28 protein-coding genes and 1 pseudogene are annotated in these 26,942 nt (G+C 48.5%); 2 read left to right on the top strand and 27 right to left on the bottom strand.

Annotated features, from left to right (window positions below; translation table 11 throughout):
- Positions 1 to 103: 103 nt before the first annotated feature.
- The 9 genes from CWI35_RS12450 to hpf form a co-directional block, all read right to left on the bottom strand.
- Positions 104 to 1,762 (bottom strand): IS1634 family transposase, encoded by a 1,659-nt coding sequence (locus CWI35_RS12450; RefSeq protein ID WP_011229657.1) that lies wholly within the window; start codon positions 1,760 to 1,762, stop codon positions 104 to 106.
- Between the two features lie 276 nt (positions 1,763 to 2,038).
- Positions 2,039 to 2,374: a cytochrome c551 gene (gene cccB, locus CWI35_RS12445; RefSeq protein ID WP_011232572.1), complete on the bottom strand. Its 336-nt coding sequence runs from the start codon at positions 2,372 to 2,374 to the stop codon at positions 2,039 to 2,041.
- Between the two features lie 61 nt (positions 2,375 to 2,435).
- Entirely contained in the window at positions 2,436 to 3,299 is an 864-nt protein-coding gene (locus tag CWI35_RS12440; RefSeq protein WP_023633670.1) for a YitT family protein, read from the bottom strand.
- A gap of 136 nt (positions 3,300 to 3,435) precedes the next feature.
- Positions 3,436 to 3,696 carry a type II toxin-antitoxin system RelE family toxin gene (locus CWI35_RS12435; RefSeq protein WP_011232574.1) on the bottom strand — a complete coding sequence of 87 codons (261 nt, stop codon included), beginning with the start codon at positions 3,694 to 3,696 and terminating at the stop codon, positions 3,436 to 3,438.
- A complete protein-coding gene (locus CWI35_RS12430) occupies positions 3,665 to 3,925 on the bottom strand; it encodes a hypothetical protein (RefSeq protein ID WP_011232575.1) in 261 nt (86 codons plus the stop codon). The genes CWI35_RS12435 and CWI35_RS12430 overlap by 32 nt, the downstream gene beginning before the upstream one ends.
- 108 nt (positions 3,926 to 4,033) lie before the next feature.
- Positions 4,034 to 5,138 (bottom strand): peptide chain release factor 2 gene (gene prfB, locus CWI35_RS12425; protein ID WP_112111375.1). Its coding sequence is split into 2 segments (ribosomal slippage): positions 4,034 to 5,062 and positions 5,064 to 5,138, totalling 1,104 coding nucleotides; the frame shifts between segments, so codons are not numbered across the junction.
- 93 nt (positions 5,139 to 5,231) lie between these two features.
- Positions 5,232 to 7,745 (bottom strand): preprotein translocase subunit SecA, encoded by a 2,514-nt coding sequence (gene secA / locus CWI35_RS12420; RefSeq protein WP_119877829.1) that lies wholly within the window; start codon positions 7,743 to 7,745, stop codon positions 5,232 to 5,234.
- Positions 7,746 to 7,853: 108 nt separating this feature from the next.
- Entirely contained in the window at positions 7,854 to 8,306 is a 453-nt protein-coding gene (locus CWI35_RS12415; RefSeq protein ID WP_119877828.1) for a hypothetical protein, read from the bottom strand.
- Between the two features lie 83 nt (positions 8,307 to 8,389).
- Positions 8,390 to 8,938, bottom strand: a complete 549-nt coding sequence (gene hpf, locus CWI35_RS12410) for a ribosome hibernation-promoting factor, HPF/YfiA family (RefSeq protein ID WP_033012497.1) — start codon at positions 8,936 to 8,938, stop codon at positions 8,390 to 8,392.
- Positions 8,939 to 9,112: 174 nt separating this feature from the next.
- On the opposite strand from hpf, the gene CWI35_RS12405 reads away from it, so the two are divergent.
- Complete coding sequence (locus tag CWI35_RS12405) at positions 9,113 to 10,192, top strand: HD-GYP domain-containing protein (RefSeq protein WP_023633668.1); 1,080 nt, start codon at positions 9,113 to 9,115, stop codon at positions 10,190 to 10,192.
- Positions 10,193 to 10,332: 140 nt separating this feature from the next.
- On the opposite strand, the gene CWI35_RS12400 is transcribed toward CWI35_RS12405, so the two are convergent.
- The 5 genes from CWI35_RS12400 to flaG all read right to left on the bottom strand — a co-directional run bounded on the left by CWI35_RS12400 (position 10,333) and on the right by flaG (position 13,569).
- Positions 10,333 to 10,719, bottom strand: a complete 387-nt coding sequence (locus CWI35_RS12400; protein WP_042382733.1) for a DUF8042 domain-containing protein — start codon at positions 10,717 to 10,719, stop codon at positions 10,333 to 10,335.
- A 12-nt stretch (positions 10,720 to 10,731) separates the two neighbouring features.
- Positions 10,732 to 11,085: a flagellar protein FliT gene (locus CWI35_RS12395; protein ID WP_023633666.1), complete on the bottom strand. Its 354-nt coding sequence runs from the start codon at positions 11,083 to 11,085 to the stop codon at positions 10,732 to 10,734.
- A complete protein-coding gene (gene fliS / locus CWI35_RS12390; RefSeq protein WP_119877827.1) occupies positions 11,085 to 11,486 on the bottom strand; it encodes a flagellar export chaperone FliS in 402 nt (133 codons plus the stop codon). The genes CWI35_RS12395 and fliS overlap by 1 nt, the downstream gene beginning before the upstream one ends.
- A gap of 202 nt (positions 11,487 to 11,688) precedes the next feature.
- Positions 11,689 to 13,191: a flagellar hook-associated protein 2 gene (locus CWI35_RS12385; protein WP_119877826.1), complete on the bottom strand. Its 1,503-nt coding sequence runs from the start codon at positions 13,189 to 13,191 to the stop codon at positions 11,689 to 11,691.
- 15 nt (positions 13,192 to 13,206) lie between these two features.
- Positions 13,207 to 13,569, bottom strand: coding sequence for a flagellar protein FlaG (flaG, locus tag CWI35_RS12380; protein ID WP_119877825.1), 363 nt, complete (start codon positions 13,567 to 13,569; stop codon positions 13,207 to 13,209).
- Positions 13,570 to 13,736: 167 nt separating this feature from the next.
- Here flaG and CWI35_RS18295 point away from each other — a divergent pair, with 167 nt between their 5' ends.
- Complete coding sequence (locus tag CWI35_RS18295) at positions 13,737 to 14,285, top strand: hypothetical protein (protein ID WP_162924017.1); 549 nt, start codon at positions 13,737 to 13,739, stop codon at positions 14,283 to 14,285.
- A gap of 54 nt (positions 14,286 to 14,339) precedes the next feature.
- Here the strand turns inward: CWI35_RS18295 and CWI35_RS18290 are convergent, their stop codons facing one another.
- The 13 genes and pseudogenes from CWI35_RS18290 to CWI35_RS12315 form a co-directional block, all read right to left on the bottom strand.
- Complete coding sequence (locus CWI35_RS18290) at positions 14,340 to 14,714, bottom strand: hypothetical protein (RefSeq protein WP_128738858.1); 375 nt, start codon at positions 14,712 to 14,714, stop codon at positions 14,340 to 14,342.
- Positions 14,677 to 15,273, bottom strand: a complete 597-nt coding sequence (locus tag CWI35_RS12370) for a hypothetical protein (RefSeq protein WP_023633661.1) — start codon at positions 15,271 to 15,273, stop codon at positions 14,677 to 14,679. Before CWI35_RS12370 ends, CWI35_RS18290 begins: the two co-directional genes overlap by 38 nt.
- Positions 15,270 to 15,617, bottom strand: coding sequence for a hypothetical protein (locus tag CWI35_RS12365; protein WP_023633660.1), 348 nt, complete (start codon positions 15,615 to 15,617; stop codon positions 15,270 to 15,272). The genes CWI35_RS12370 and CWI35_RS12365 overlap by 4 nt, the downstream gene beginning before the upstream one ends.
- A gap of 225 nt (positions 15,618 to 15,842) precedes the next feature.
- Positions 15,843 to 17,024 carry a UDP-4-amino-4,6-dideoxy-N-acetyl-beta-L-altrosamine transaminase gene (gene pseC / locus CWI35_RS12360; RefSeq protein ID WP_023633659.1) on the bottom strand — a complete coding sequence of 394 codons (1,182 nt, stop codon included), beginning with the start codon at positions 17,022 to 17,024 and terminating at the stop codon, positions 15,843 to 15,845.
- A gap of 44 nt (positions 17,025 to 17,068) precedes the next feature.
- The gene (locus tag CWI35_RS12355; RefSeq protein WP_023633658.1) at positions 17,069 to 18,016 is read right to left on the bottom strand and encodes a dTDP-glucose 4,6-dehydratase; all 948 of its coding nucleotides are present in this window, start codon (positions 18,014 to 18,016) and stop codon (positions 17,069 to 17,071) included.
- 12 nt (positions 18,017 to 18,028) lie between these two features.
- Positions 18,029 to 19,084 carry a pseudaminic acid synthase gene (pseI, locus tag CWI35_RS12350; RefSeq protein ID WP_119877824.1) on the bottom strand — a complete coding sequence of 352 codons (1,056 nt, stop codon included), beginning with the start codon at positions 19,082 to 19,084 and terminating at the stop codon, positions 18,029 to 18,031.
- Positions 19,085 to 19,088: 4 nt separating this feature from the next.
- The gene (gene pseG / locus CWI35_RS12345; protein WP_119878014.1) at positions 19,089 to 20,138 is read right to left on the bottom strand and encodes a UDP-2,4-diacetamido-2,4,6-trideoxy-beta-L-altropyranose hydrolase; all 1,050 of its coding nucleotides are present in this window, start codon (positions 20,136 to 20,138) and stop codon (positions 19,089 to 19,091) included.
- A 353-nt stretch (positions 20,139 to 20,491) separates the two neighbouring features.
- Entirely contained in the window at positions 20,492 to 21,217 is a 726-nt protein-coding gene (locus tag CWI35_RS12340) for a cytidylyltransferase domain-containing protein (protein ID WP_119877823.1), read from the bottom strand.
- 12 nt (positions 21,218 to 21,229) lie between these two features.
- Positions 21,230 to 22,177 carry an ATP-grasp domain-containing protein gene (locus CWI35_RS12335; RefSeq protein WP_205536318.1) on the bottom strand — a complete coding sequence of 316 codons (948 nt, stop codon included), beginning with the start codon at positions 22,175 to 22,177 and terminating at the stop codon, positions 21,230 to 21,232.
- A gap of 56 nt (positions 22,178 to 22,233) precedes the next feature.
- Complete coding sequence (locus CWI35_RS12330; protein WP_162924026.1) at positions 22,234 to 22,905, bottom strand: HAD family hydrolase; 672 nt, start codon at positions 22,903 to 22,905, stop codon at positions 22,234 to 22,236.
- Between the two features lie 97 nt (positions 22,906 to 23,002).
- A pseudogene (locus CWI35_RS12325) lies at positions 23,003 to 24,321 on the bottom strand (sugar phosphate nucleotidyltransferase).
- Positions 24,321 to 25,496: a glycosyltransferase family 4 protein gene (locus tag CWI35_RS12320; protein WP_100664418.1), complete on the bottom strand. Its 1,176-nt coding sequence runs from the start codon at positions 25,494 to 25,496 to the stop codon at positions 24,321 to 24,323. Before CWI35_RS12320 ends, CWI35_RS12325 begins: the two are co-directional and overlap by 1 nt.
- Before the next feature lie 325 nt (positions 25,497 to 25,821).
- Positions 25,822 to 26,937, bottom strand: a complete 1,116-nt coding sequence (locus tag CWI35_RS12315) for a glycosyltransferase family 4 protein (protein WP_119877821.1) — start codon at positions 26,935 to 26,937, stop codon at positions 25,822 to 25,824.
- Between the last annotated feature and the right edge of the window lie 5 nt (positions 26,938 to 26,942).

The raw sequence follows: 26,942 nt of genomic DNA, 5'->3' as shown, positions 1-26,942 counted from the left end.
CAAAACAAAGGATTTTTTATTTAGTTTTTCAGAATAACTTTTTGACCAACACAACGAGCGATGGCAATCCTTTTTTTACCATCGCTGGTCGTTCCGTATGACGTTACACGTAAATGCTCTCATCCAGCCCCAACCCCTGCAGAATCCTTCGCTGATCAGGGGTAAGGGAGCGATCCAGTGAGCGTTGGATGCGCCCATCCGGCAGCTTGAACAGGACGACGTTCACATATTGAAACAGCTGAAAAATCGCCTGTCCCGTCGGCCGGGTCAGCTTGCGGCCTCCAGGACCCTTCAACGGGTGTTCTGGAGTAATAAACTGACGCACTCGGCGCTGAAAAACGCGGTAAATAGCCAAGGCCAACAGAAACAAATAGCCTAATACTGCGACCCGTTCTGGTTTTTTGACGTAAATCTCATCCGTGAAAAACGGATCTTTCAAAAAAGCGAAGTTCATTTCCACCGAGATCTGCCCTTTATACAGCTTCAAGATCTCTTGGGCATCCATGGGTTGGCCCTTCCATTCCTTCGGAACGGTCGTGACAAGGACAAACCGGGACGCTTTCCGTCTCGCCTGTTCCCACGCGTCTTGGTCGAATTCGACGTCAAGGTGCAAGAAATACAGCGTCTCCACCTCGGGTTCCGCCCCTTTTTTCGGCCGTCCGCGCCGTTTTTTCGGGCGTACGATCTCTTCGACCGCGGCCTCAACCCGATGAAACCGGGGGCGAAGGGACGCCTTGAGGGACGCCAAGGCTTGTTCGGCATCTTCCCGGCAGGAGAAAGGGTGGCGCTCCCAATGGGCTTGTTCCTCGCGAAGAAGCTCCGCTTCTTTGGTTCGTTCTTTTTCGAGCGTCTTTCCTTTTCGCTGGTCGAGCGCACTCGATTCGACGACGATCAGCCGAACGGGGTGGCCTTCATAGGTGGAGGATGTTTCCCATACCCGGTACGTGGCGCCGTTTCTCTCCGCCAGGGTAAAGGGTTCGCTCCACGGGATGTGAGGCGAATCGGCCTCCGCTAATGCCCGTTTCACGATCCGAAGCGACGAAGGGCCTCGGGTGATCAAAAAGGCGTTGGCCGCTTTGGTTTGCGCCAGAGTGTCTTTTGTCATCGCGGCGGAATCGGCCACGTAAATCCATTCGTCTTCCATCTTGGCTTGTTTGAGCTGTTCGTGGACACGGGACAGCACCTCCGGATTCCACGTTTTGTCAGGCAGGTTGCCGTCGTGCACATCGCCGTAAAACGGGATGCCGTCCTCGTTGCCGACCAGTCCGAAGCCGATCTGTTTTTGCCAACGATGATGGCGGTTATAGCCATGTGTGATCTGCAAAGCCTCTAATGAGGCCGATTCATACGCGCCGTAAACCGTCTTGTCCGTCGTATCGGCGTGAAAGGCTCGGAGGGAAAGGCCTTCTTTGCGATAAATGTGAATCAAGCAAGTGCTGATCACCTTGTGAATGTCGGCCTCATACAAGCGGTCGAGATGACGAGCCAAGGCATCGTCGTTCAACCAGGAAGGATGGAGACCGGGACGGATGAGTTTCTCTAGATCGATCTCCTGAGCCCATCGTTCCACGTGAACGAGGGCTTGCCGGCCGTCAAACAGATTGTAGATGATGGCCTGAACGGCATCGCTGACTCGAGTCTGGCACTGTGGATCAACGGGAACGAGATGGTCAATCAATTGGGGCAGGCCCAGTTTCTTGAATAGGGCACTTATTATATTCAAATAATCATTACGATAGACCTTTTTGACTTGAACGTTCATGAGAGAAAAACTCCTTCACTTTCCTTGTGTGTCAAGGATTCATTCGACATCGGAACGAAAAAATCCTCCCGATTTTCGTTGGGAGGGTGCGAAATGTGAGTAACACGATTTTCTATTGTCGAATTTTACATTTATATTTCAAATGGGGAACAATGGAGAAACTAGGACAAAAGATTCAAAAAAGCAAACACCGCCCCGTTCTTAAGCGAACAAGGCGGTGCACCTTCCTTGAATGAAACGATCTTTTCCTTTCAAAGAGTCAGAAACATCCGTCCATTATTTTTTCGCAGCCAGCCATTCCGCCACTTTGTCGGCGTCTTCCCCTTTAATGATTCCTGCCGGCATCGCGCCGCGGCCGTTGGCGATAATGTCTTTAATCTGATCTTTCGAATACTTGCTTCCAACCTTTTGCAAGTTCGGGCCGACCCCGCCCGACAGGTCTTGTCCATGACAGGACGCACAGTTTTGTTTAAAAATTTGCTCGGCAGCCGCTGCAGTATCCCCTCCGCCGTTGCTGCCGTCGTTTTTCTCCCCGGCATTGTCCCCGCCACCGCCGCATGCGGCAAGCGCGAGCGAAACGCCAAGGAACATCGCAGCCAATTTCCATTTCATGGCGAACTCCCCCTGAAAACAAAAATTTCGTTCTCATTTATTATAACCGATTTCTTCCGTTTTACGTACGTTGAAATCCTTCGCCGAGCACCTCAGCGGCGTTCGCAACGATGACAAACGCTGTCGGATCAATGGTTCGGACCAATTGTTTCAATTTTGTGAACTCCGATTGCGCGACGACGCACATCAACACAGGCCGCTCATGTTCCGTGTAACCGCCATACGCGGGCAAGCGCGTCACTCCGCGGTCGATTTCGTGCAAAATGGCGCGGCGCACTTTTTCTTCTTCATTCGTAATAATAAGAGCGATTTTCGAATACCCAAGACCGACTTGGACGAGGTCGATCGTTTTGCTCGTCACATACAACGCGATCAACGCATAGAGCGCCCGTTCAATATCAAACACAAACGCCGCGGTCAACACGATCAAGCCATCGATCAAAATGACGCACATGCCAAGCGACAGCCCGGTATATTTATGGATGATTTGCGCTGCCAAATCGGTTCCTCCGGTCGACGCCCGGCCGCGGAAAACAACGCCGAGGCCAAGCCCGACGCCGATGCCGCCAAAGATCGCGCCAAGAAGCGGATTCGTCGTCGCCGGCTCCATCCCTTTCGTCAAATAGACGACAAGCGGCAAGAACACCGTCCCGACAAACGTTTTCACGCCAAACTGCCGGCCCAAAAGCACAACGCCAGCGATAAAGAGCGGAATGTTGAGCGCCCATTGAACATAGGCAGGCTCAATGCCAAACAACGCGTGCATAATCGTGCTGATGCCGCTCACTCCGCCTGAAGCGATCCGGTTTGGCAGCAAAAACACGTTAAACGCCACAGCGACGATCGCCGCGCCGATCAGAACATACGCATACTCCAAAGCCGCCTCCACCGCCGGAGGCATGGTCTTCTCTCTTCGCTTCCGCATGCTTCCCCACCTTCCTCTGTGAGTATAGCATGCCCGTTTTGGCAAGTAAATGACAGCCGATTAACGCGATAATGGTCTGCTATGCTAAAGGAAAAAAGGACGATCCGATGATCGCCCTAGCCAAAAAATACAAGCCTCAATACACATCCCCGCGGTTGCCGATCGCCTCAATATAGATGATTCGTTCATCATGATCGATGCGAAACAACACACGATATGTTCCGATTCGCAGCCGATATAATCCATCCTGCCCCTTCAACTTTTTAATATCCCCCTGCGGTGGGATCGCAAGCAGACCTTGCAACCCAGAGGCCAACCGTTCTTGAACCTCTTTTTCTTGCCTAGCGATGAATTTGACTGCGGCCCTACGGTAAATCAACTTGTAGCCCGAATTCACGCTTGGCTTCTCCCCCGGTGATATATCCTTCATCGCTTTGCAGCTGCTGGCGCTCTTCTTCCGTCAACGCTTCTTCTTCATCTGTTTCGTCAATCCGCTCCCATACCATTCGTTCCTTTCTGGACCGATCAAGCAAGTACATCAAAAAATCGTACGCTGTTTGATGATCCGTTTCATCCAACCGGTCAATCAGTTCGTAAAGCAATTGTTTGCGCACAGCCAAAGCCATCGCCCTCCTTTTGCCTTTCGTTACCTTCAGCATACCACGGGGGTGCAGATGCGTCAAAACCAGAAAAATGATTTTTGAAACGAAAAAGGACGATCCGATGATCGCCCTTTACTTCAACTTCGCACGCAAATACGCGTCAATAAACACATCAATTTCCCCATCCATCACCGCTTGCACATTGCCGACCTCGACGTTCGTCCGATGGTCTTTGACAAGCGAATACGGATGGAAGACGTACGAACGAATTTGGTTGCCCCAGCCGATTTCTTTTTGCTCGCCGCGCAGCTCAGCGAGTTCGGCTTGTTGCTCCTCGAGTTTCTTTTGGTACAATTTCGCCTTCAACATATTCATCGCTTTTTCGCGGTTTTTGATTTGCGACCGCTCCGATTGGCACGTGACGACGATCCCGGTCGGCAAGTGGGTGATGCGCACGGCCGAGTCGGTCGTGTTGACGTGCTGCCCGCCCGCGCCGCTTGAGCGGTACGTGTCGATTTTCAGCTCTTCCGGCCGGATCTCAATTTCAATGTTATCATCCAATTCCGGCACAACCTCGCACGACACGAACGACGTATGGCGGCGGCCTGAGGCGTCAAACGGCGAGATGCGAACCAGCCGATGCACCCCTTTTTCCGCTTTTAAATAGCCGTAGGCGTTGTGCCCTTTAATGAGCAGCGTGACGCTTTTAATCCCGGCTTCCTCGCCCGGCAGGTAATCGAGCGTCTCCACTTTAAACCCTTTTTTCTCCGCCCAGCGCGTATACATGCGCAAAAGCATCGACGCCCAGTCTTGCGACTCGGTGCCGCCTGCGCCGGGATGGAGTTCCAAAATGGCGTTGTTTTGGTCGTACGGCTCGTTGAGCAGCAGCTGCAACTCGAACTCGCTGAAGTCTTTCATCAGCTTTTTCGCTTCCTCGACGAGTTCAGCTTGGAGCTCGTCATCCGGCTCTTCCTTGAGCAATTCGTACGTCACTTCCAAGTTGTCAAACCGTTCTTCAAGCGAGGAAAATTCCTCGACGAGATCTTTGAGCGCATTCGCTTCGGAAATGACCGCCTGCGCCGATTTTTGATCATCCCAAAAGTTTGGCGCGGCCATTTGCTCTTCTAATTCGCGAATGCGCGCCTGCTTCGCTTCGAGGTCAAAGAGACCCCCTGATTTCCGCTAATCGCTTAGCCATTTTCTCAAGCTCTTGCTTGATTTCCACCAAATCGATCATGTTGTCCTCACCTCATCATCAATATAGTATGCCAACGATGAATGTCTGCCATTCAAAAGGGAGGCAGAGCCTCCCTTTTATATTTATAAACGGTCACACCGTTCTTCCGCAACAATGTTTATATTTTTTCCCGCTCCCGCACGGGCACGGGTCGTTGCGGCCGACGCGCACCGCCTTGCGGACCGGTTTTCTCTTCGGTTCTTCGCCGTCTTCTTTCGGGTGAACCGCTTCGCCTTTGGCCACCTCTTGGCGCTCAAGGTTATGGTGAATTTCCGCCTTCATAATATAGGTGGCGACTTCCTCTTCAATCGCCGCAATCATCTCCTCAAACATGGCGTAGCCTTCCATCTGATATTCGCGCAGCGGGTCGACTTGCCCGTAGGCGCGCAAATGGATGCCTTGGCGAAGCTGCTCCATCGCGTCGATATGGTGCATCCATTTCATATCGACAGCGCGCAAGACGACGACGCGTTCAAACTCGCGCATTTGTTCAGGCGGGATTTGCGCTTCTTTCTCATCATAGCGCGCCTTCACTTTCGCCCAAATGAGCTCGATCATCTCTTCGGGCTCTTTGCCGCGCAAGTCAGCTTCCGTTACATCCCCTTCCGGAAGCAGATGGGCGTTGAGATACTCAACGAGCCCTTTCAAATTCCATTCTTCCGGAACCTCTTCTTTCGGCGTATGAGCGTTGACGACGCGCTCGATCACCGATTGGATCATCTTTTCGATAATGCCGCGCAGGTTGTCGGAATCGAGCACTTCATAGCGCTGGCGGTAAATGATTTCCCGCTGCTCGCGCAGGACATCGTCATATTGAAGCAGCTGTTTGCGGGCGTCGAAGTTGTTGCCTTCGACCCGTTTTTGCGCCGACTCGACCGCTCTCGTCACCATTTTGCTTTGGATCGGCTGCGAGTCGTCCATTCCAAGGCGGTCCATCATCGCCATTAAGCTTTCCGAGCCGAAACGGCGCATCAATTCGTCTTCAAGCGACAAGTAAAACTGCGACACCCCAGGGTCGCCTTGACGCCCGGAACGGCCGCGCAGCTGGTTGTCGATCCGCCGGCTTTCGTGACGCTCCGTGCCGATGACCGCAAGCCCGCCAAGCTCCTTGACCCCTTCGCCAAGCTTAATGTCCGTCCCGCGCCCGGCCATGTTCGTCGCAATCGTCACCGCACCTTTTTGCCCGGCTTGGGCGATGATTTCCGCCTCTTTCGCATGGTTTTTCGCGTTTAAGACGTTGTGCGGGATGCCGCGTTTTTTCAGCATCTCCGACAACATCTCGGACGTTTCGATCGCCACCGTGCCGACAAGCACGGGCTGCCCTTTCGCATGGCGGGCGGCGATGTCCTCAACCACGGCGCGGAATTTCCCTTCCATCGTCCGATAAATCAAATCCGGACGGTCTTCGCGGATGACCGGGCGGTTCGTCGGAATGACGACGACGCGCATGTTGTAAATGTTGCGGAACTCTTCCTCTTCCGTCTTCGCCGTCCCCGTCATCCCCGCCAATTTTTCGTACATGCGGAAATAGTTTTGGAACGTGATCGTGGCTAAGGTCATCGACTCATTTTGAATCTCGAGCCCCTCTTTCGCCTCAATGGCTTGATGAAGCCCATCGCTGTAGCGGCGGCCGTGCATCAAGCGCCCGGTGAACGGGTCGACGATGATCACTTTTCCGTCTTGCACGACATAGTCGACATCGCGCTGCATCGTCACGTGCGCCCTTAGCGCCAGCTGAATATGGTGGTTGAGCGTGACGTGTTTCAAATCGAACAAGTTGTCGATGCCAAACGCGCGCTCCGCTTTGTTGATTCCTTCTTCCGTCAGCTGGACGCTTTTCGTTTTTTCATCGTATGTGTAATCGACATCTTTGCGCAACGTGCGGACAAACGCATTCGCCTGCACATACAGCTTAGTCGACTTCTGCGCCGTGCCGGAAATGATGAGCGGCGTCCGCGCTTCATCGATCAAAATCGAGTCGACCTCGTCGATGATCGCATAATAGAGCGGCCGCTGCACAATGTGCTCTTTATAGAGCACCATGTTGTCGCGCAAATAGTCAAAACCAAACTCGTTGTTCGTCCCGTACGTAATGTCGGCGTTGTACGCCGCCTGCTTCTCCTCGCGCGACATGCCGCTTAAGTTCAAGCCGACGGTCATGCCTAAAAACTCATACAGTTTGCCCATTTCCGTCGCATCGCGCGTCGCCAAGTATTCGTTGACCGTCACGACATGCACGCCGCGCCCCGTCAAGGCGTTCAAATAGACGGGCATCGTCGCCGTCAACGTTTTCCCTTCCCCGGTTTTCATCTCGGCGATGTCGCCCTCATGCAAGACGACGCCGCCCATAATTTGCACTTTATATGGGTACAAGCCAAGGACGCGCTTCGCCCCTTCGCGCACAACGGCAAACGCCTCAACAAGCAAATCATCGAGCGATTCGCCTTGTTGGTAGCGGGCTTTGAATTCCTCGGTTTTTTGCCGCAGCTGTTCATCGGACAGTCGGGCCATCTCCGGACCGAGCGCATCCACTTGATCCGCAATTTTCTCGAGCCTTGCCAACTGACGCTTGTTCGGGTCAAATACTTTTTTTAAGACTCCAAGCATAGGAAACGCTCCTTATTTTTCATGGACTCACTTATTCATCATATCATTTACAGGGATAGGTGACAACTGTTGCACAGGCTTAGAGAGGGGCATGTCCAAAAGAGGGAATCACGCCTTGGACTGAAGCTGCTCAATCGCCGCTTCCGCATGGTGAAGCCGCCGGTTCAGCGCATAAATTTCAAAACTTTTCTCCTCAACTTTTTCATGAATTTTGCGAAGCAATATTTGCACATCATCCACAAGCGGCGTTTCGACCCGATGAAGCGTCTCTTTCACTTCCGTCAATTCAGTTTCCACACCATCCAACCGGGTCTCCACGCCATCTAACCGCGTTTCCACGCCGTCCAACCGGGTCTCTACACCATTCAACCGCGTTTCCACACGGTCTAACCGCTCTTTCACCGCGCCCATTTCCTGTTCGAGGCCGACGAGGCGTCCGTTCATCTCCGTCAAACGGCCATCCATCTGCTCAAACCGTTGGCGAGTTTCTTCTTGGAACGCCAAAAATCCTTTTTCCATGTTGTCCAACTTGGACAAGATTTGACGCAACAGTTCCTCCATCGCTCTCCCCCATTTTGATTTTTCTCATGCATATTATAACATCCCCTGCCAAAAAAAGCAGGGGATGCGCATAGGGAGGCTGTTCAATTCGCCTCGATCAATCCGTATTTTCCGTCTTTGCGGCGGTAGACGATGTTCGTCCGGTTTGTTTCCGCGTTGGTGAAAATGAAGAAGTTGTGCCCCAACAAATTCATTTGCAAAATCGCTTCTTCGCTGTCCATCGGCTTCAAGCTGAAATGTTTCGTGCGCACGATTTCAAACTCCTCTTCATTCTCCGCCGTGGAAGCGCCGATCGAGACAGGGGCAGCCAGCTTTGCTTCTTTCTCGCGGTCGCGCAGCTTCCGATTGACTTTCGTTTTATGTTTGCGGATTTGCCGCTCCAGTTTATCCGTCACTAAATCGATCGCCGCATACATATCTTCATGGCGCTCTTCAGCGCGCAGCAACAAATGCGGCATCGGAATGGTCACTTCGATTTTCCCTTGTCCATCGTTGTATACTTTTAAATTGACGTGCACATGCACGTCTTCGGTGCCATCAAAGTAGCGTTCCAGTTTCCCGATTTTTTTCTCCACGTACTCGCGCAACGCTGGAGTTACTTCGAGGTTTTCCCCGCGAACGTTATACATCATCGCTGACCACTCCTTATCTTATAAAACTGTAAATCCCTACACTTTTTATTACCCATCCAATCCATGTTTCAATCAAAAATATTTTTGAAGATTTTGTGAAAAACATAGGAAAATATGGTAAGATAGGCATAGGTGTTTTTTCTTATGATGTGGAAGGTACGGAGTGTGTGAACGATGCGAAAGGTCCATATTTCCCATGCGAAAAGCGGTGACGTGCTCGCTGTCGACTTGTTTGCCGCCAACGGCAGCGTCCTTTTGTCGCGCGGTGTGCGGCTGACAAGCGGCTACATCCGTTCTTTAGCACAAAAAGGGGTTCAATACATTTATATTGACGACAAACAAACATATGACATCCGCCCGCGCCCGCTCATCAGCCCGACCGTGCGCCAGCAGGCAGTGAAAAAAGTGTACGAGACGATGACGGCCTTGATTGAGCAAAAAAAACTGCTCAGCCGTGTGTCCTCCCTCGATTTAGGAAAAGAGTACGAAAAAGTGTTCAAAGACATTTTGGATTATCTGCTAAAACAAGAAGATTTGCTCATCAACTTGTCGGATTTGGTCATTTCCAATGGATACTTTTTCCACCATTCAGTCAACGTCGCCACCATTGCGGGTGTCATCGGCATCGCCAAAGGCTACCGCCCCCAGCAGCTGCTCGACCTTGGCATCGGCGCGCTGTTGTTTGACATCGGCATGACGCAGCTTCCTGATGGGCTCTGGCGGAAAAAAGGATTCTTGACGGAAGAGGAAAAGGAAATCGTCCGCCGCCATACGTATCTCGGCTTCGAGCTGTTGCGGCGCCAGCGCAACATTTCGCTCTTTTCCGCCCACTGCGCCTTGCAGCACCATGAGCGGTGCGACGGCAGCGGCTACCCGCGCGCCTTATCGGGCGATGAAATTCACGAATACGCCCGCATCGTCGCCATCGCCGACGTTTTTGACGCCTTGACATCGGCGCGCTACCACCGAAGACAATACTCGCCGCACGAGGCAGCCGAATACCTATCCGCCGCCGGCGGCATTTTAGACTATGATCTGATCAAGCTGTTTCTCTCTCACATCGCCATCTACCCGGTCGCCACGACCGTCTTGCTCAACACCGGGCACGTCGGCGTCGTCTCGCAAGTGTTTCCGGGCTTCCCGCTCCGCCCCATCGTCCGCGTCATCAAAAACCCAGCAGGCGAGGAGCTGAAAAGCCCGTATGAGATTGACTTGCGGAAAGAGATGAACATCACCATTGTCAAGGCCGTTTGACTCTTTTGCCGCTCACGGCAAAAACAGGCGAACGAATGCCGGTTTCATTCGCCCTGCCGCACAAAAGCGGGTGCCCTCGATTCCAGCAAGAGGACACCCGCTTTCGCTTGCACGGCTGGCAAAGCACCGCCGTTCGTTCTTCACTGCACAACATACCGCCGCAGACCGCTCTCCATCGCACTCTTCCACGCCTGAAACGCCGGCGACAACCGTCCACAGACAATGCGCTCTTTCGCCGCCGCATCGGAAAATTGCCCGTCAAGCGCCGCTGCCGCTTCCAGCACATCCGCAAACCGTTCGATATGGCCGACCAAATCGCTCTCGTCAGCGAACAGCTGGCATAAATAAACGTTCGTCTCACCGATTTTCCCAAGCGCCAATAAAAGATCCGCCAGCAACACATCCGCATGCATCCGCCGCGGGTCAGAAAAACTCGCCTCCACATAATCGAGCCCTTCTTCGACCGTCTCAAGCAGCGCCGCGTATTGGCGGATGATATTCAGCGCCTCGCTTGTCAATTCCGCCATCCTGAATCCCACCTATCGCCGTTTGTCGTAAAACATCCCGTCAAACGAAAGCGGCTGCTCGTACGGGTGAACATAGCGGGCGTTCGCCTGCCGCTTCGCCCCTGTCATCCGCAAGTCGCGGCGAATTTCTTCGCACACCCGAAGCAGCCGTGCCTCAATCTCTTGATTCCAAACGATAATCTCACGGCCAAGCTCTTGTTCTTCCTCGCTGTATGGCGGCCGCAGCTTCCGAAGCAGCTCCTCACGCTCCCGAAGCAGCCGATCGACCGCCGCAAGCCGCTCTTCGCGCTCCTCGGACGGCCACGGCAGCGCCGTCGCCTCAAGCAACTCCTTCGTTGCGCGCCAAACATCGTGTACAACGCCCATTACGCCTGCCCGCCTTCCGCGTATTGGCGCTGCCGGTTCAGCTGAATCACTTGCTTCCACGTATCGCGAAACTCGACGACATACCCTTCCACCTCGTCCAAAATCGCCGCATCGTTTTTCACATTCGCCTCGACCAGGCGGCGGTAGATGTAGTCATACATGGTCATCATCGATTTCGCGACGTCATATTCCATTTTCAGCGTCGCCATCAATTCCAACATGATCTTTTGCGCCTTCAACAAGTTTTCATTACGCGCCGCGATATCGCCCGTCTCCATCGCCTGGCGCGCGAGCTTGATAAACTTCAAGCAGCCGTTATACAGCATCAATGTCAACTCCCCAGGCGACGCCGTCTGCACAGCGTTCGCTTGGTAGTGTTGATACGGATTGTTCGTTGCCATCCCGATCACTCCTCTTCCACGTCAAGTGCTGCACACGTTTCAAGATTGAAGCAAGAACGTTTTTTTCAGCCAAACCGCCCCTTTCAAGAGGCGTCGCGCCTTTTCAGTTGTCTCAGCCTAAAACCTCCATCATCAGGAAGCGGATCGCTTTCCGATGATGGCCAAGCGCCAACGGACGCCTGCATGCCACAGCCGCTGATCGTTATCTTTGCATGCCGCCAAAGGCATTCATCAAATACATGCTTTGTTGGTTGGCGCGCTGAATCGCCTCTTCCATCGCTGTGAATTGGCGGTAGTAGCGGTCTTCAATCTGTTTCAGCCGATCTTGAAACCGGTCAATTTGGTCATTGATCTGGATTAAATCGCGCCCGATCGCAAACTGTTGGTTTGTCCAAACGGTTTTCCCCGCCTTTTGCTCGATTTTCCCGATCGTTTCCTTGATCGTATCGCGCAGGCGGCGGGCGATGCCTTTCTCCGCATCGGTCGCACCGTCTTGGTTAAACAACTGATAGACGGCATCCGGATTTTCCTTGATTTTCTCCCGCAGCTTCGTTTCGTCAATGATCAACTTCCCGCCGTCTAGATAATTCGACGACGTCGTAATCCCGATTTGCGCGAGCTGCGAGAACCCGCTTGGGATGTTCGCCCCTTCGACTTTCGTGTACACATTCATCCGCATTTTACTGAGGGCGCTGGACAAAATCGAATCACCGCGAAGCATCCCGCTCCGCGCCTTTTCTTCCCACAGCTCAATTTGCTTTTCCGTCATCGCTTCCTTTTGCTCGTCGGTAAGCGGCGGATAGTCGCGGTAGCGCTCTTCTTTCAGCTCGGCGTTGATTTTGGCGATCGTTTCGTTGTATTTGTCAACAAACCCTTTAATGGCGTTAAACATCGCGTCCGCATCCGTCGCCACCGACACCGTCGCCGTGCCCGTCCCTTTCACCGTATACGTCACACCGTTGATCGTAAATGTATTCGACGAGCGGGTCGTTCGCAAGCCGTTGATGGTGATGTCGGCGTCTTTCCCTGCCGTTTTCCCCGTGAGCTCTTGCCCCGCTACGGTATTCGTAAACCCAAGCTTTTGCGCAAAAAAGTCAGCCGTCGCCTGATCGGCGAGCACCAGACTCGCTTGCGCTCCCGTGTCTTTTTTCATGATCGAAACCCGCCTAGTTTGCTCGTCGTAAAACGCGCTGACGCCAAGGTCTAGGTTGCTGTTGAGTTGGGCGATCAATCCGTCTAACGTCGTTCCTTGTTTCACCATGATCGACGCCTGCTTCGTCGTCCCATCCCCGTTTGTCACGTTGATCGTCAGCGTCACATCAGCGGCAACGGAAAAACTCGCCTTGTCCACTCTCACGGCGGCATCCGACAGCCAGACGGCCGATGTGGCCACTTGGTTTACTTGCATCGTCGTCGCCACGTTCGCCGCACTCGATCCCGCCGTCGCTGTGACGACCGATTCGTTCGAACTCGAGACAGTTTTTTTGAGCATGCTGCTTTGGAGCGTAATGTTGCTGAACAAATAGTCGTCAAGCCCCTGAAGCAACGTGTTCATCGCTCGGTAATCATCACGCTGCCACTCGAGCAGCTGCTTTTTCTGCTTCAATTTATCAAGCGGCATCCGCTCCGCTTTCATCAAATCGCTCACGATTTTGTCAATGTCCATCCCGCTCGCGAGGCCGCTGATGCGCAACGTATTCGCCATTTCGACTCACCACCGTTAAATTTTTTTATCCACCAAAAGCCCGACAAACTCCATCATCGCCGCGTACATATCCAACAGCTTTTTCGGCGGAATTTCGCGGATCACCTCATGCGTCTTTTCATCGATTACTTGCACGTAGTACTCATTCAGCTCCTTATGCAGCTCAAACCGAACAGACGTATGGCTCGGCTGCACGAGCTCATTCAAGCCGTTGACCACTTTCTCCAATTTTTCTTCCGAAAGCGGCTGTGAAAGGGAAGAAGCGGACGCCTCAGCTTCTTGAAGCCGCGCCGCCGAAAGCTCGACGTCCCCCTTCGCCTGTTCACTTCGCATCGGTTCATACGAAGGAAACGAAGAAGACAACCGTTCAATCGTCATCCGGATCCGCTCCTTTGTTTTGGACGCTTTCTATGATTTATATCGGATGAAACATGGGAAGTGTGAAGTGGGGAAAGGAGAGAAATGCGGTGGGTAACGGCGAAAGAGTCCTTCTTGGAAAAATTGATGTATAATAAAGGTATCGAAAAGCAAAGGAGATGAGTACATTGGGGTTGGAGCATTTAGAGCAGTTTTTGAAACAGAAGAAAGAAGAAAGGGAGCGAAAGCAACTCAATCGCGAGGAGTTAAAAAAGCAATGGCTACGTGAAATCGAATCGTTCTATAGGCAAATCGAACCATTCCTTACCCCATTGCAGGAAAAAGGGTTGCTGTCAGTGAAGCGGGAAAACATCAAAATACAAGAAGAACTTCTCGGGGAATACACGACAGAAAAATGGCAGCTCCATTTTCCCGACCAAATCGTCATGATCGAACCGGTCGGGAAGGAAGTAATCGGCGCAAACGGGAGAATTGATATGATCGGAAAAAACGAAACCGTGAAATTTCTGCTAGTCGATCAACAGGCGCTGTCACCGAACATCACCGTTTCTTTTCCCAACTTGCCGGCTGAGGCATTCAAGAAGAGGGGCCTTCTCCGTGACAAAGACGACATCGAATACGCCTGGAAAATCGCCACTCCCCCGCCAAACATCCGGTTTCTTGAGCTAAACGAAGATTCTTTTTCCGACGCTTTATTAGAGGTTCTTGTGCGTTGAGACGGACGGTTTTGTCGGGGGAAGGAAAATTTTGTTTTCACCAGTCTTGTAGATCTATGCGCGATAAACAACTGCACAATGCAATGCCAGCTTTCTCGCTTTAGCGGTTGATAACATCGTTTTACTAGGGGAATCATGAATTTCGGCATGATATGGATTTCGTCGCGACGGACAATAAACAAGATGAGCGCCGATATCCATACAAAAACCGGCTTCAACATAGACGACAGCCTTTACTTTTTCCACACCAAAACGGTCTTGAAACCTAGAAACGACCTCTTCCTCCGTGCGTCCACCGTCTCGGTCAACAGAAACCCCTCTCTTATCTTTGAACAAAGCAGATGATGGACGATTGTGCTCCTCATCCCATACAATGCTCGGAAAAACAGCCCTAAACAGCCTTTCTTCCCGTCCGATCTCTGGTTTCATAAAAGTCAACAATGATTCGATTTATCTCCCGCACATCGTATGGGATCGATTTTTCCATTTCACGTCCATCTGCATATGACACAAAAACATCAATTTTGTTTTCAAAAAGTTCAAACTCCAAGTAATCTCCATTTTCTTTTTCAAACTCAAGCTGAATGCTATCTCGTGCTGTGGGGAACAGCTTCGGCTGCTTAATGATCGTGTGAATCACACTGAAGACCTTCTCAATCAATTTATCGGAAAATGAATCCGCGCCATTTCCATTCCAATCGTTCCCCAGTTCTCTGATGGCTTGCAGTTTGGCTATGTTTTCTGCCTTTCGCACTTGGTCATAAATAAAGGGAGTCACCCGTCCAAAAGAATGCTCATTTCGCCATATCACCGTTTTCATCGGTGTTGCTGTTTCCTCAACATGGGGCAACCAAACATGTTCCTCTCCCACTGTTTCCCGAATCAATGGTTCCGAAACGGGGAAACGGGCACGGACAGCTTGGGTTTTCGGCAAACGAAAATACTCGTCGATTCCAGTAGATGAAGACTTCTCTGCGGGTAAAATCATCGCTGTGTCCCCTCGTTCCGAATTTGTTCCAACATCATAATATGCTCACCCAGCCACTCGTGAAAAAGTTTCGCGGTCTCCAAATTCATCACAACCCCAGTTGACACATAGCGGATCACATTTTCCTCATGGTCAGGGGGCTGTACATCCGTCTTTCTTGCTGGTTGTCCCGTTCCTTCAAACACGTATGTTTCCTCGTAAGGCAAGGGACGGCGTTCAAAATAAAAGTTCACAACAATCTCCCCCTGCGGAGAAATTCCGCCGTGCGCCCCATTGACGTAGACAGGATTATAGTCATCAGCAAACAAGTATTTAAAATGAACGACCTTTTCTTTGCCAGACATGATACAACCTCCATGCCACAGTCTTTATTTTCATTATGAACATACGTTTTGAAATAAACAAGATGTAACCTTGCCCTTAATACCTAAGGTCCAAATTGTTAACGATACCTAAATCATGAAACCGTATTTTTCCTTTCTCCATTCCCATCGCCATTTCCTGCCGCGATCACCAATAAAAACTCAGAAAGCTGCTTCCATCACATAAAAACCAGGCGGCAAACCTCGTTATTTTCGATAAAAGGAGAGCACTTTGTTTACCCCTTCTATAACCGTTCGAATATCATATTCGCTCATTTTCGGAAAAATGGGAATCGTTAACGCCCCTTCATACCACTTTTCCGCCACCGGGCAAATTCCTTTCTTGTATCCTAATCGTTGATAATAAGGGTGAAAATAAACTGGAATGTAATGAACGTGCACACCGATATTTTCTGCCCGCAACGCTTCAAAGATCTCTTTACGCCCAACACGGAAATGCCCCAATTGCAACTGAAGCACATATAAATGCCAGCTAGAGTCAACATATGGAAGTTGATAAGGAATGCGTACACCAGGAACGTTAGAAAACGCCTCATTATAGATCGCAGCAATTTCTCGCCGTTTCTGCACAAATGCATCAAGCTTTGTCAACTGGCTGAGCCCAAGCGCTGCTTGCAAATCCGTCATTCGGTAATTGTAGCCGAGATCCACCATCTCATAATACCAAGGCCCTTCATCATTGTTTACATTTTCTGTTATAATCCCATGCGTACGAAAGCGTTTTAATTTATGATAATACTCCTCATCGTCAGTGACAATAATCCCTCCCTCACCAGTCGTAATATGCTTGACAGGATGAAAGCTGAACATCGTCATATCGGCCAACGAGCCTACTTTCTTTCCTTTATAACACGAACCTAGAGAATGAGCTGCATCTTCGATGAAGACGAGACCATATTTTCTGGCGATTTCCCGAATTGGATCTAAATCGGCAGGCTGGCCTGTAAAATCAACGGCAATAATCGCCTTCGTGCGCGAAGTGATGGCCTTCTCAATCCGGCTTGGATCGATATTGTACGTTTTTTCGTCAATATCCACAAACACAGGTGTTCCGCCAACATACAGAACACAGTTGGCGCTGGCTGCGAAGGTAATCGGGGTCGTAATCACCTCATCTCCCCGAGAGATGCCAGCGGCAAAGCAAGCGCCATGTAAAGCGGCTGTTCCATTGGCAAATGCCACTGCGTATTTTGCGCCGGCGTATCGGGCGATCGATTCTTCAAATTGCTGAATTTTCGGCCCTTGTGTAATAAAAGGGCTTCTTAATGTCTCCACCACCGCTTCAATATCATCCTCATCAATCCATTGCTGTCCGTAAGATAAAAAAGATTCACGCACAGGAGTCCCCCCATGGATGGCTAACTTCATGCTTCATTTCCTCCTTGACATCTCGACGAAGAAAAGCCACCCGACTACATCAGGCGGCTCGTTTTGATCCATTCTTCCGTCTTTTGAATCCCTTCTTCAAGAGACACTTTCGGTTCCCAGCCTAACAGCCGTTTGGCTTTCTCATAATTGCATAACAACTTCTGAATCTCGCTCTGTGGGTGAATATGGGGAACATGCTCAATCCGCTTTTCATCGCCCACGATGAGCTTGGCCAAATCATTGATCGAAATGTCCCGGCCTAATCCAGCGTTCACGATTTCCCCGTTCACCTTGTCTGAATAGCCTGCCTGAACAACAAATCGCGCACAATCGTCCACATACAATAAATCGCGTGTTTGCGTGCCATCGCCGTAAATTTGCAACGTCTCCCCCATCAATTTTTTCCGAATAAAGATGGCGACAACCCCGCCTTCGCCGCTCGTTTTTTGATAAGGACCATATGTATTAAACGGACGCACAACTACAACGGGCAGGTGATAAGCATAGAAATAAGACAACACCATATTTTCCGCCGCAATTTTCGCTCCAGCATACGGCGAAGCCGGCTTGGTCGGGTGAGTTTCGGCAATCCCTGTTTCATGATAGCAACGGTCATACACCATGCATGTGCTCATAAAAACCAATTTGGTTCGATGCTTCCGACATTGTTCAAGGAGATAAAACGTTCCAATCGTATCGTTGTAAAACGTTGTTCTTGGATCATCAATGGAATCTTGCACATTAATCGACGCCGCTAAGTGGTAGCAAAGATCATATTCATGTTCACGAAAAAGCTGTGCAAGCAAACGTTCGTCTTTGATATCCCCGACGATGAATTGCTTCAAATTCGGATGATGGCGAAACTCGGAAATATTTTCTTCCCGCCCATTCGAAAGGTCATCCACAATCCAGACATCATGCCCATCGTCAAGTAGCCGTTTCGCCACGGCGCGCCCAATAAATCCCGCACCGCCTGTCAACAATATTCTCATACGGATCACTCCTTACCATAATAAATCCCATGTCACCGGCGTTCCTTTTTTCACGTCGCGTTTCACGGTTTTTCCAAGCAACTGGTCGAAATATTTCGGTGGCAATCCATTGCCAGGACGAATCGCGCGGACGTTTTCCTTCGTCAACGTCTCGCCTGCCTTCATATCTTGCACAATGTATAACGACCGCCGATGTTTCAATGATGCTTTCTCCGCGTCCGTAGGGCCATATTGAACATGGCCGATGCTTTGCCAAGCCCGTTCCGTTTCGATCACTAATGCAGCCATTTCATGCGGTTCCATGGAAAAAGCTGCATCTACTCCTCCTTCTGCGCGCGAAAGAGTAAAATGTTTTTCAATGACAGTGGCGCCGAACGCAACAGCGGCGACACTGACCCCAATGCCCATCGTATGGTCGGACAGTCCGACTTGACATTGAAACAGCTCTCTCATATGCGGAATCGTCGCCAAATGTGAGTTCTCTGGCGTCGCGGGATATGTGCTTGTGCATTTTAATAAAATGAGATCACGGCAACCCGATTCTCTCGCCGCTCTAACCGTTTCGTCCAACTCCGCCGCTGTCGCCATCCCTGTTGAAATAATTAATGGTTTCCCTGTTGCGGCAACCTTGCGGATTAAAGGCAAATCCGTATTTTCAAACGAGGCGATTTTATAGGCAGGCACATTCAGTTCCTCTAAAAACTCAACGGCCGTTTCATCAAAAGGAGTGCTGAACGCAATAAGCCCTAATTCGTTACAGCGTCGAAAAATCGGTTCATGCCATTCCCAAGGCGTGTACGCTTCTTGATAGAGCTTATAAAGCGAATTCCCCCGCCAAAGGTTCTCGGGGTCATCAATAAAAAAATCACCTTCGTCCATATCGAGCGTCATCGTATCCGCCGTATACGTCTGCAATTTCACCGCATCAACGCCTGCTTGCGCTGCTGCTTCCACGATGGCCAACGCTCTCTCCAACGACTGATTATGGTTACCGGACATTTCCGCAATAATAAACGGTTTATGATTCGGCCCAATAAGACGGTGGCCAATTTGAATGTCTTTGATCAATGAATCATCCCTCCAATAGCGCCTCCACGACTGGATGTACGATAGACGCTTTTGTACTCCCCACCAATTCGAGCGCTTTGCGGCTCATGTGCTTCAGCTCTTCCCGTGAAGCCATCGCTCTATCTATGATATCGGCATAATCAGCCGATTTTACATCTGCATGCCAACCTATATTCCAAACGGCTCCGTACGCGGCGGCGTCTTCCGTCGATCGCCTTTGGTTTTCCGCAACGATCGTCACCGCGGAGGGCAGGCCGAGAAAGCATCGTTCCCACATCGACACGCCGCCGGCCCCAAGTGAAAAATCCGCCTTTGCCATCAACTCAGCAAGGTAACCAATTTGGCAATGGTAATGAAAGCCCATTTCACGACAGAATGGTTCCACGCGAAAACGATTCGAATTGGCTTTCCCTACCACAACGTCAACTTCCACATCAAGACCATCCAACTCCTTGAAAGCATGCAGCGCTTTCTCCGTTTCATTCGTCGGATCGCTGCCGCCAAAAAACAGAAGGATCCGCTTCACTTGACCGTTGCGAAGATGGGAGAATTTTTTCGCTTCATAAAATTCCGGCCGCAACAACATATATTGAGGACCTAACAATAGACGGCAGCCTGGCGGCACAAGTCCATGATACCGCTGTTGAGAATGCTGGTAATAGTTTTGATCCAGCAAAATATCGCATTCATGAGAACGGTTCGCTAAATCATCTATCACCATCATACGGCCGACATAGGCTTTCACGTTTTCTTCCCAGCAGCGGTCAAGCTCATAATGGTCGACAATGCACCAATCGAGCGATGGAAGCTGCTGCCTAATCACCTCAATCGTCCGCTTCGCATCGATTTTTTGTACAACAGGTCCTTCGTACACAAGGCGAAGCACAGGAAACCCTTTATGTTCAACCTCATCGCACAAATCCCCTGGGCCTGCCCTCATCGCAAAATAAACGGCACAACCAGCTTCTTTCAGCATCTCCGCCAACGCCAAACAGCGCATCACATGGCCGGTGCCGATCGCAAACGATGAGTCGACACGGAATAAAATATTCATGATCCTATTCGCCTCTGCCCATTCAAGCCATAAAATGTTTGTGATACATAACCGTTTCAACGATTTTTTCCGCTCTTGCCAGCCAAGTATGCTTTTCCATGACTTTCTTCCATTCTCAGCAATCTTCTGCAACGTTACTTTATCGTCCAAAAATGACTGTATCCTAGCGTGAGGATATGGAGCAAAAGAGTACAAAAGAAGATCTTCTCCGTCCTTAAATTCACGTTCCAAAAATAAAACTTGCAGCGAGATCTTGAATAAAATATCGAAGCACACCATACTGACTTTGCCCATTATAAAGGACAATCGTTTTATTTTGATGACCCATCGCTTCTCCTCCCCGAGTACACATGTTACACCACCGGTTTTTGCTGAACGTGGGCGTTGAGTTTGGCCACATCGGGATGAGCCAGTAAAAACTGAACGACCTCGCTCGAACGAACGAGCCGATTCCCTTTGAAATGGTTCGCAACGGCCGCGCACAATTGATAGTCTTCTTCGGTATCCAACGTGATGCGCAACTGCGGTTGACAAATGTCTTTCGGCGCTTGAACATGGGTGCGGCGGAATTCACTCGGAAATTCATAGGCGTAGTACGTCACATGCTCACGATGACGCGGCTCTTTCCCATGATGATAAATGTATTCGAGCGCGGAAAACGACACCATTTCAACCACTAGGCCGCGCGGTAGCTCTCCTTCCACCATGACGATATCAGATGGCTCAGCCTTCATGGCCGCGACAATTTGATTGGCTAGTTCAAAATCAACAAAAGGGCAATCCGCCGTCACGCGAATGACATAATCGGGCTGATGAGGCTTAGCGCACTCGTAATAGCGGGCAAGCACGTCGCCCTCTGAGCCGCGGAAACAAGATACACGGCGTTTCTGGCACCAATTTTCAATCGCATCATCTTGCATCAGAGTGGACGTCGCAACCATCACTTCATCAATTTCTTCTACTTGTTGGCATCGTGAAACAACATAGTCCAACACAACCGTATCCCCCAGCGGCATGAGCACTTTTCCCGGCAGCCGGGACGATCCCATGCGCGCTTGAATGATGATGATCGTTTTCAAGTCGATCCTCCTTCACCAATCAATCACAAAATCGGCCGGATGTCGAATTTGCCTCTTCTCTTTCGGTGAACGATGAAATGGATAATCGTCCAAATTCCTCCCCTGCGCCTCAAGAAAGAACCAATAAAAACTGTCCAAACCCGCTTCGATGCTTAACGTCGAAGCCCCGCCAAAGCGGGGGTTGCACTCGATGAGATGAAACTGCCCCTCACGATCAATGATCACCTGCATCACTGCATGCCCGTATAACCCTAAATAGGAGGCGACAGCGGTACACATGCCCTCTAATTTTTCATTTCTGATCGTTGTAGTGATTTGCGACTCCCCATTGACCACGTAATCCCTTTTTCGCGCTACTGCTCCTTTCGTTCGCCCCATCCGCGTCATGTAGAGATCGATGCTGATCTCTGTCCCAGCGATAAAAGGTTGAAAAACAGGGGCCTCCAGCTTCTTGGCATGCCGATTTGCTTCCTCTTTCGTTAAACAAATCCCTATGTTTCTCGCCCCCGCTCCGTAACGCTCCTTCACAACATAATCACCATCGTTCAGCTCTTCCAGCGAAAGCGCTGTCGGGATGACAGGAAACCCTTGAGCAGAGAGCAGTTCATAAAACCGCAACTTGTCAAAACAAATCTCAATCGCGCTCCGTTCAGACACCATGACAAATATACCGTTCTCTTCGAATACTTGACGATAGGCAGAAAAGAACGGAAGCTCGCCATCTCTTGTCGGTATAATGAAGCGGATGCGCTTTTGGCGGCAAATCGAAATGAATTCTTCAACGGCTAGCTCATCTAACGAGGGCATCTCCCAAAATTCATCAATAAAATAGCGTCCAATGCAATTCCCGTTGCGATCAGCGCCAATGAGAGCCCCCGTCATCCCTGCTTTTCGCATCGCCCGCCGGACAGCACTGAGCAATGGGACTTTTTTCGAAATGCTTGTCACCAGGACGTTGATACGAACCACCTCTTTCACCGAATAGAGGGAAAAACCAGCAACACTCCTTTGCCGGCTTACAACAAGTTCATCAATTCCGTCAACGAGCCGATCTTCATGTCCGCTTCGTATTCGTCCCCCAACTTCGTTCGCATATGATCGCCGACATCTCGAATGACCCGCACCGTGCCCATCCCAAGCCTTTTCGCGGCAATAAAGTCTTTATTTGGGTTATCGCCGATGTATACGCAATCGCGAAAATCCAATCCCAAATCCTCCACCATCTTTCGATAGGGTGTCTCGCTCGGCTTCCAATGTTCCCTTCCCAAATCGCCGGTGACGATGATGGCATCTACGACATGCTCGAGTTCAAGCGCTTTGATTTTCGCCCATTGCATCGTCGAATCCCCATCCGTGATGATGCCGAGCTTTTTTCCTGTCTGTCTCAAATGAGCCAGGACTTCCTTCGCATCATCATATAGCGAAATATCGGGCCGATGACTGCGGTAAAGACGGACGAGGCGGACAATATCGGCGTCAATCCCTAGCTGCTTGCATACGTCATCAAACACCCGCCCGCGCCCATTTCGCCGCCATTCATCGATCAGCATTTGATGAATGCCGTCTATCCCTATGTCTGGACGCTGCTTCGCCAGCTCATTCGCCACCGTCCAAAATCCCGATCTGACGTAATCGTGTTCACAATACAGCGTGTCGTCGAGGTCGAAGATGTATCCACTATAATCCACAACTGACTTCAAATCCTTTCAATTTTGACTACAAAAAATTTCCTCTGTGTTGACTCTCGTTTTTTTTCACATGCCTTAGTATATCTCCCATGACATGCTAAAAGGGTGATGTCCCCTCTCTTAATTCCGTTCCTCTTTGGACAACGATAAACTCTAAATCCGTATTCGCCTTTATTGTATGCTCGGCTTTTGCAGAGATTTGTAAAACATCACCTTCTCGTACTCTGTGCAATTCGCCATTTAAAACAAACTCCCCCTCTCCTGAAATAATCGTCCATATTTCACTTCGCCTATAATGCACTTGATAGCTTAAATTCTTTCCAGCTAGGAGGAAACACGTTTCGTCAATACTTCCTGCCCATTTCCCAACATTGTATAATCAAGCACACGATACCAACCCCAGCAATGCTCTTCATACATTGGACGGTAGTTAAAATCATGAATTATATCCTTTAACCGTGGGCTAGCAGCTTTATCCGTCACTAAAATTCCATTCGGGCTTGCAGCAACCACAACATTAGATAAACCAAGCACCACAACAGGAATATGCAATTCATTGACTAAATGTGTATTTTCGCAATCACAACTAATAATTCCTTTTCCGAGAACTAAATCACCCATTTCTTCTGTCAATGTATTCCATGTACCAAGGTCTTTCCATTCCCCATTATACGAAAGTGCTATAATCTTTTTTGTTTTTTCCACTACTTCATAGTCAAAGCTTATTTTTCTAAGCATAGAATATTGTTTAAGAAATGTTTCATGTTCTGTAGGATATCCTTTAGTTTTTAATAGATCTAACAAAAACCCTAAACGAAATGCAAAAATTCCAGCATTCCACAATGCATTGCGCTCAATCAACTTCACCGCTTCATGTTCGGAAGGTTTCTCTACAAAACTTTTCACCCAGAAATAATTCCCATCCCCTTCATGCGGCACAATATAGCCATATTTGGTCGATGGATATGTCGGTTTGATTCCAATAAGCGCTAATTGCGCATCTGATTGATTAACGATCTTTTCCAGCTCTTTTACTTTTTCAAAAAACTTATCATCCACATATGAGTCAACAGGCAAAACAGTAACTACCTCTTCCTCACCTAGTCCAACAACACCTGAAAGATAAATAGAAGCTAACGAAATTGCAGGAAACGTATCCCTCCCTTCTGGTTCAATAATAATTGGCACGTCATATCCTAATTGACTTTGTAGTATATCGATTTGTGCTTTTCCAGTTACAATAAAGGATTCTTTAGACAAACCAACGGAAGATAGTTGGCGCCAAACACGCTGCACCATTGATTCTAGCTGACCATCTTCCGTTTTTAAAACTTTTAAAAACTGTTTTGCGCGCGTATCATTCGAAAGCGGCCAAAGCCGTTTTCCGGAACCTCCAGACAGAAGGATTACCTTCATTAACAATCACCCACTTGATGTTTGGAGACTAAACGATTAAACATTTTTTCATATTCAATCACTGTATGTTCAAAATCAAATATTCCCAAAATTTTGTTTGCTGCATTCTTCACCTTTGTTTCTACTGTTTTTTCATTCATTTCCATTACTTGTTTGATCCGATCTACAATTGCCTTAACATCCCCCGGAACAAATCCTCCTAAACCATCACTGCCGATAATTCTTTTAATATCTAGTGTACCTTCGATTTCCGAAAAAATAGTCGGAATCTCTAACACCATTGCTTCCAAAATAGCTAGACCAAGTCCCTCATTATACGATGGAAAAACAAATAAATCTGCTGCTGTAACAATTTCATACGGGTCTTCTACCCATCCAGTGAGAATAACCCTATCTTCGAGAGATAATTTTTGAATTTCTTCTTGAAGCAATCGTACATAGTTAGGATAGTCTATCATATTGCCAACAAAAACAAGATAAATATTGTGATCATAATCAACTATTTGTTGCATGGCACGAATTAAATCTAATTGACCTTTTCGTTCACACACTTCCGCCAGCTGTGTAATAATTTTTGCATTTTGGGGTAGCCCATACTTTTCACGTATCTTTTTCCTAATGACTTGTTTTTTATTTATGTACGGTTGAGGGTTGAGCCAAAGTCCCGGATAAATCACAGTTGTTGGCACATGAATCCCTTTGCTTTGTCCATACTTTCGGTAGGCATGCGATACATAGCAAACTATGTCGCACTCGTTAAATGCCCATGCATCTGCAATATTCATCCATTCTGGTCTGGTTGGTGACCAACTATGGAAAGTGGCTACGATAGGGATATGTATGTCTGCCATCCTACTAGCCACACGAGCTGCAAAAGCAGGTACACCAGCATGAACATGAATAATATCATAATGTTTCTCACTCAATAATCTGGCGAGCTTTTGTGTTTCCGGCCAAAACAGCTCGTGCTCTCTTTTAAAAAAATTCATCTGAAAATGACCAATTCCACTTTTTCGTAACTCATCAATTAATTCATCCCAATCAGACAAACCTTCAATTTTCCCTGCAGAAATAACATCTACCTCATGCCCACGCTTCTTAAGTCCTTCAGAAATACGAGTTGTAACTAAACCTGAACCACTTTTAAGAATAGTTGTTATCTCTAGCACCTTCATACATAAAACTCCCCTATTTTTCCTAATACTTATCGGAGCATAATAGCTAAAGTTTGTACCCCAAAAATTAAAAAGGGTTCATCACCAAAAGATGTACTTGACTTTTAAAGGTAAACATTATGGAAATGTTAACCAAAAATATTAATAATAAGGGATGAACTCCATTTGAGTTTTCATCATCTATAATCCTCTTTCATTGTCAAGTACACTTTATGGTGAAGATCCCGGAAATCATCACTTTTATCAACCTTCTTTAAGGAAGAAGATCGATTTTGACATACCTTTATGAAATATTAGCCATTTTTGCAACAACCTCTTTAAGCTTTTATGATTTATTTAAACACTTCAAAAATACATCCCTGGTTTGCAGGGCTGTCTTTTCCCACGAGAATAGTTTTGACCGCTCTAAACTTTTTTCGCGCAATTGTCGTTGTAAAGTAGGAGATAATAAGACTTTCTCTATTGTATACGCAATTGATTCAACATCATAGGGATTACAATAAAGTGCTGCATCTCCCCCCACCTCAGGTAGAGATGATACATTTGAAGTTACTACTGGCACACCATATCCCATGGCTTCTAACACTGGCAGTCCAAATCCCTCATATAAGGAAGGATATACAAACACCTCAGCGTTACTGTATAAAACCCCCAAATCTTCATCTGGCACATATCCTGTCATGATAATATTATCCTTGAATGGACTTTTCTCAATCTCCCTTATAAGCTCTTCAGACCGCATCCCAAATCCACCTACAAAAACCAAATGAAATTCTTCTTTTAGTTTAGTTCTAATAATTTCGTAAGCCTTTAATAATCTAGTTAAGTTTTTTCTCGGTTCCAAAGTGCATAAAGACAATATATAGCCTTTATTTATTCTATACTTTTCAAATACTTTTTGTTGCGCTAACCCAACATCTTCTCTATTGAAACATTTAGAGTGACCAGCTAAATAAATAACTGAAATTTTCTCTTCTTCAATTCCATAAAGCTCCATAATGTCTTGTTTAGTTGAATTTGACACCGTTATTATATGGTCAATATGCTCCGCGCACTCACGCATATATGTATCATAAAAATTGTAAATGCCTGTATTCCGAAATATCTCGGGGAGTCTAAGTGGTATAAGGTCATGTATAGTGACAATCCCCTTAAAAGTCCTTCTTTCAGGGAGTGGATAAAAAGGCGAGAACATCATGTCCAAATCTTCTACATAGCCTATTAGAGATAACAATTTATTTGCAAATTCTATATCCCCATACGGCAATTCTATGGGGATCGTCATGTTCTTTGTATATTCCAACTCACTTCTATCTACATTACCGATAAAATAATATTCTTCTTTAAATTTAATTAACTCTTTAGTCAAATTTAAAGCATATCTTCCCAAACCGGTAATATTAAGACTATCTAAGACTCTCAAATCTATCCCTATTTTCAATTAGA

This window comes from [Bacillus] caldolyticus, assembly GCF_003595605.1.
Taxonomy (GTDB): Bacteria; Bacillota; Bacilli; order Bacillales; family Anoxybacillaceae; genus Geobacillus; species Geobacillus thermoleovorans.
The sequence above is the reverse complement of the archived record's forward strand: the minus strand, read 5'-3'. Positions and strand labels throughout refer to the sequence as shown.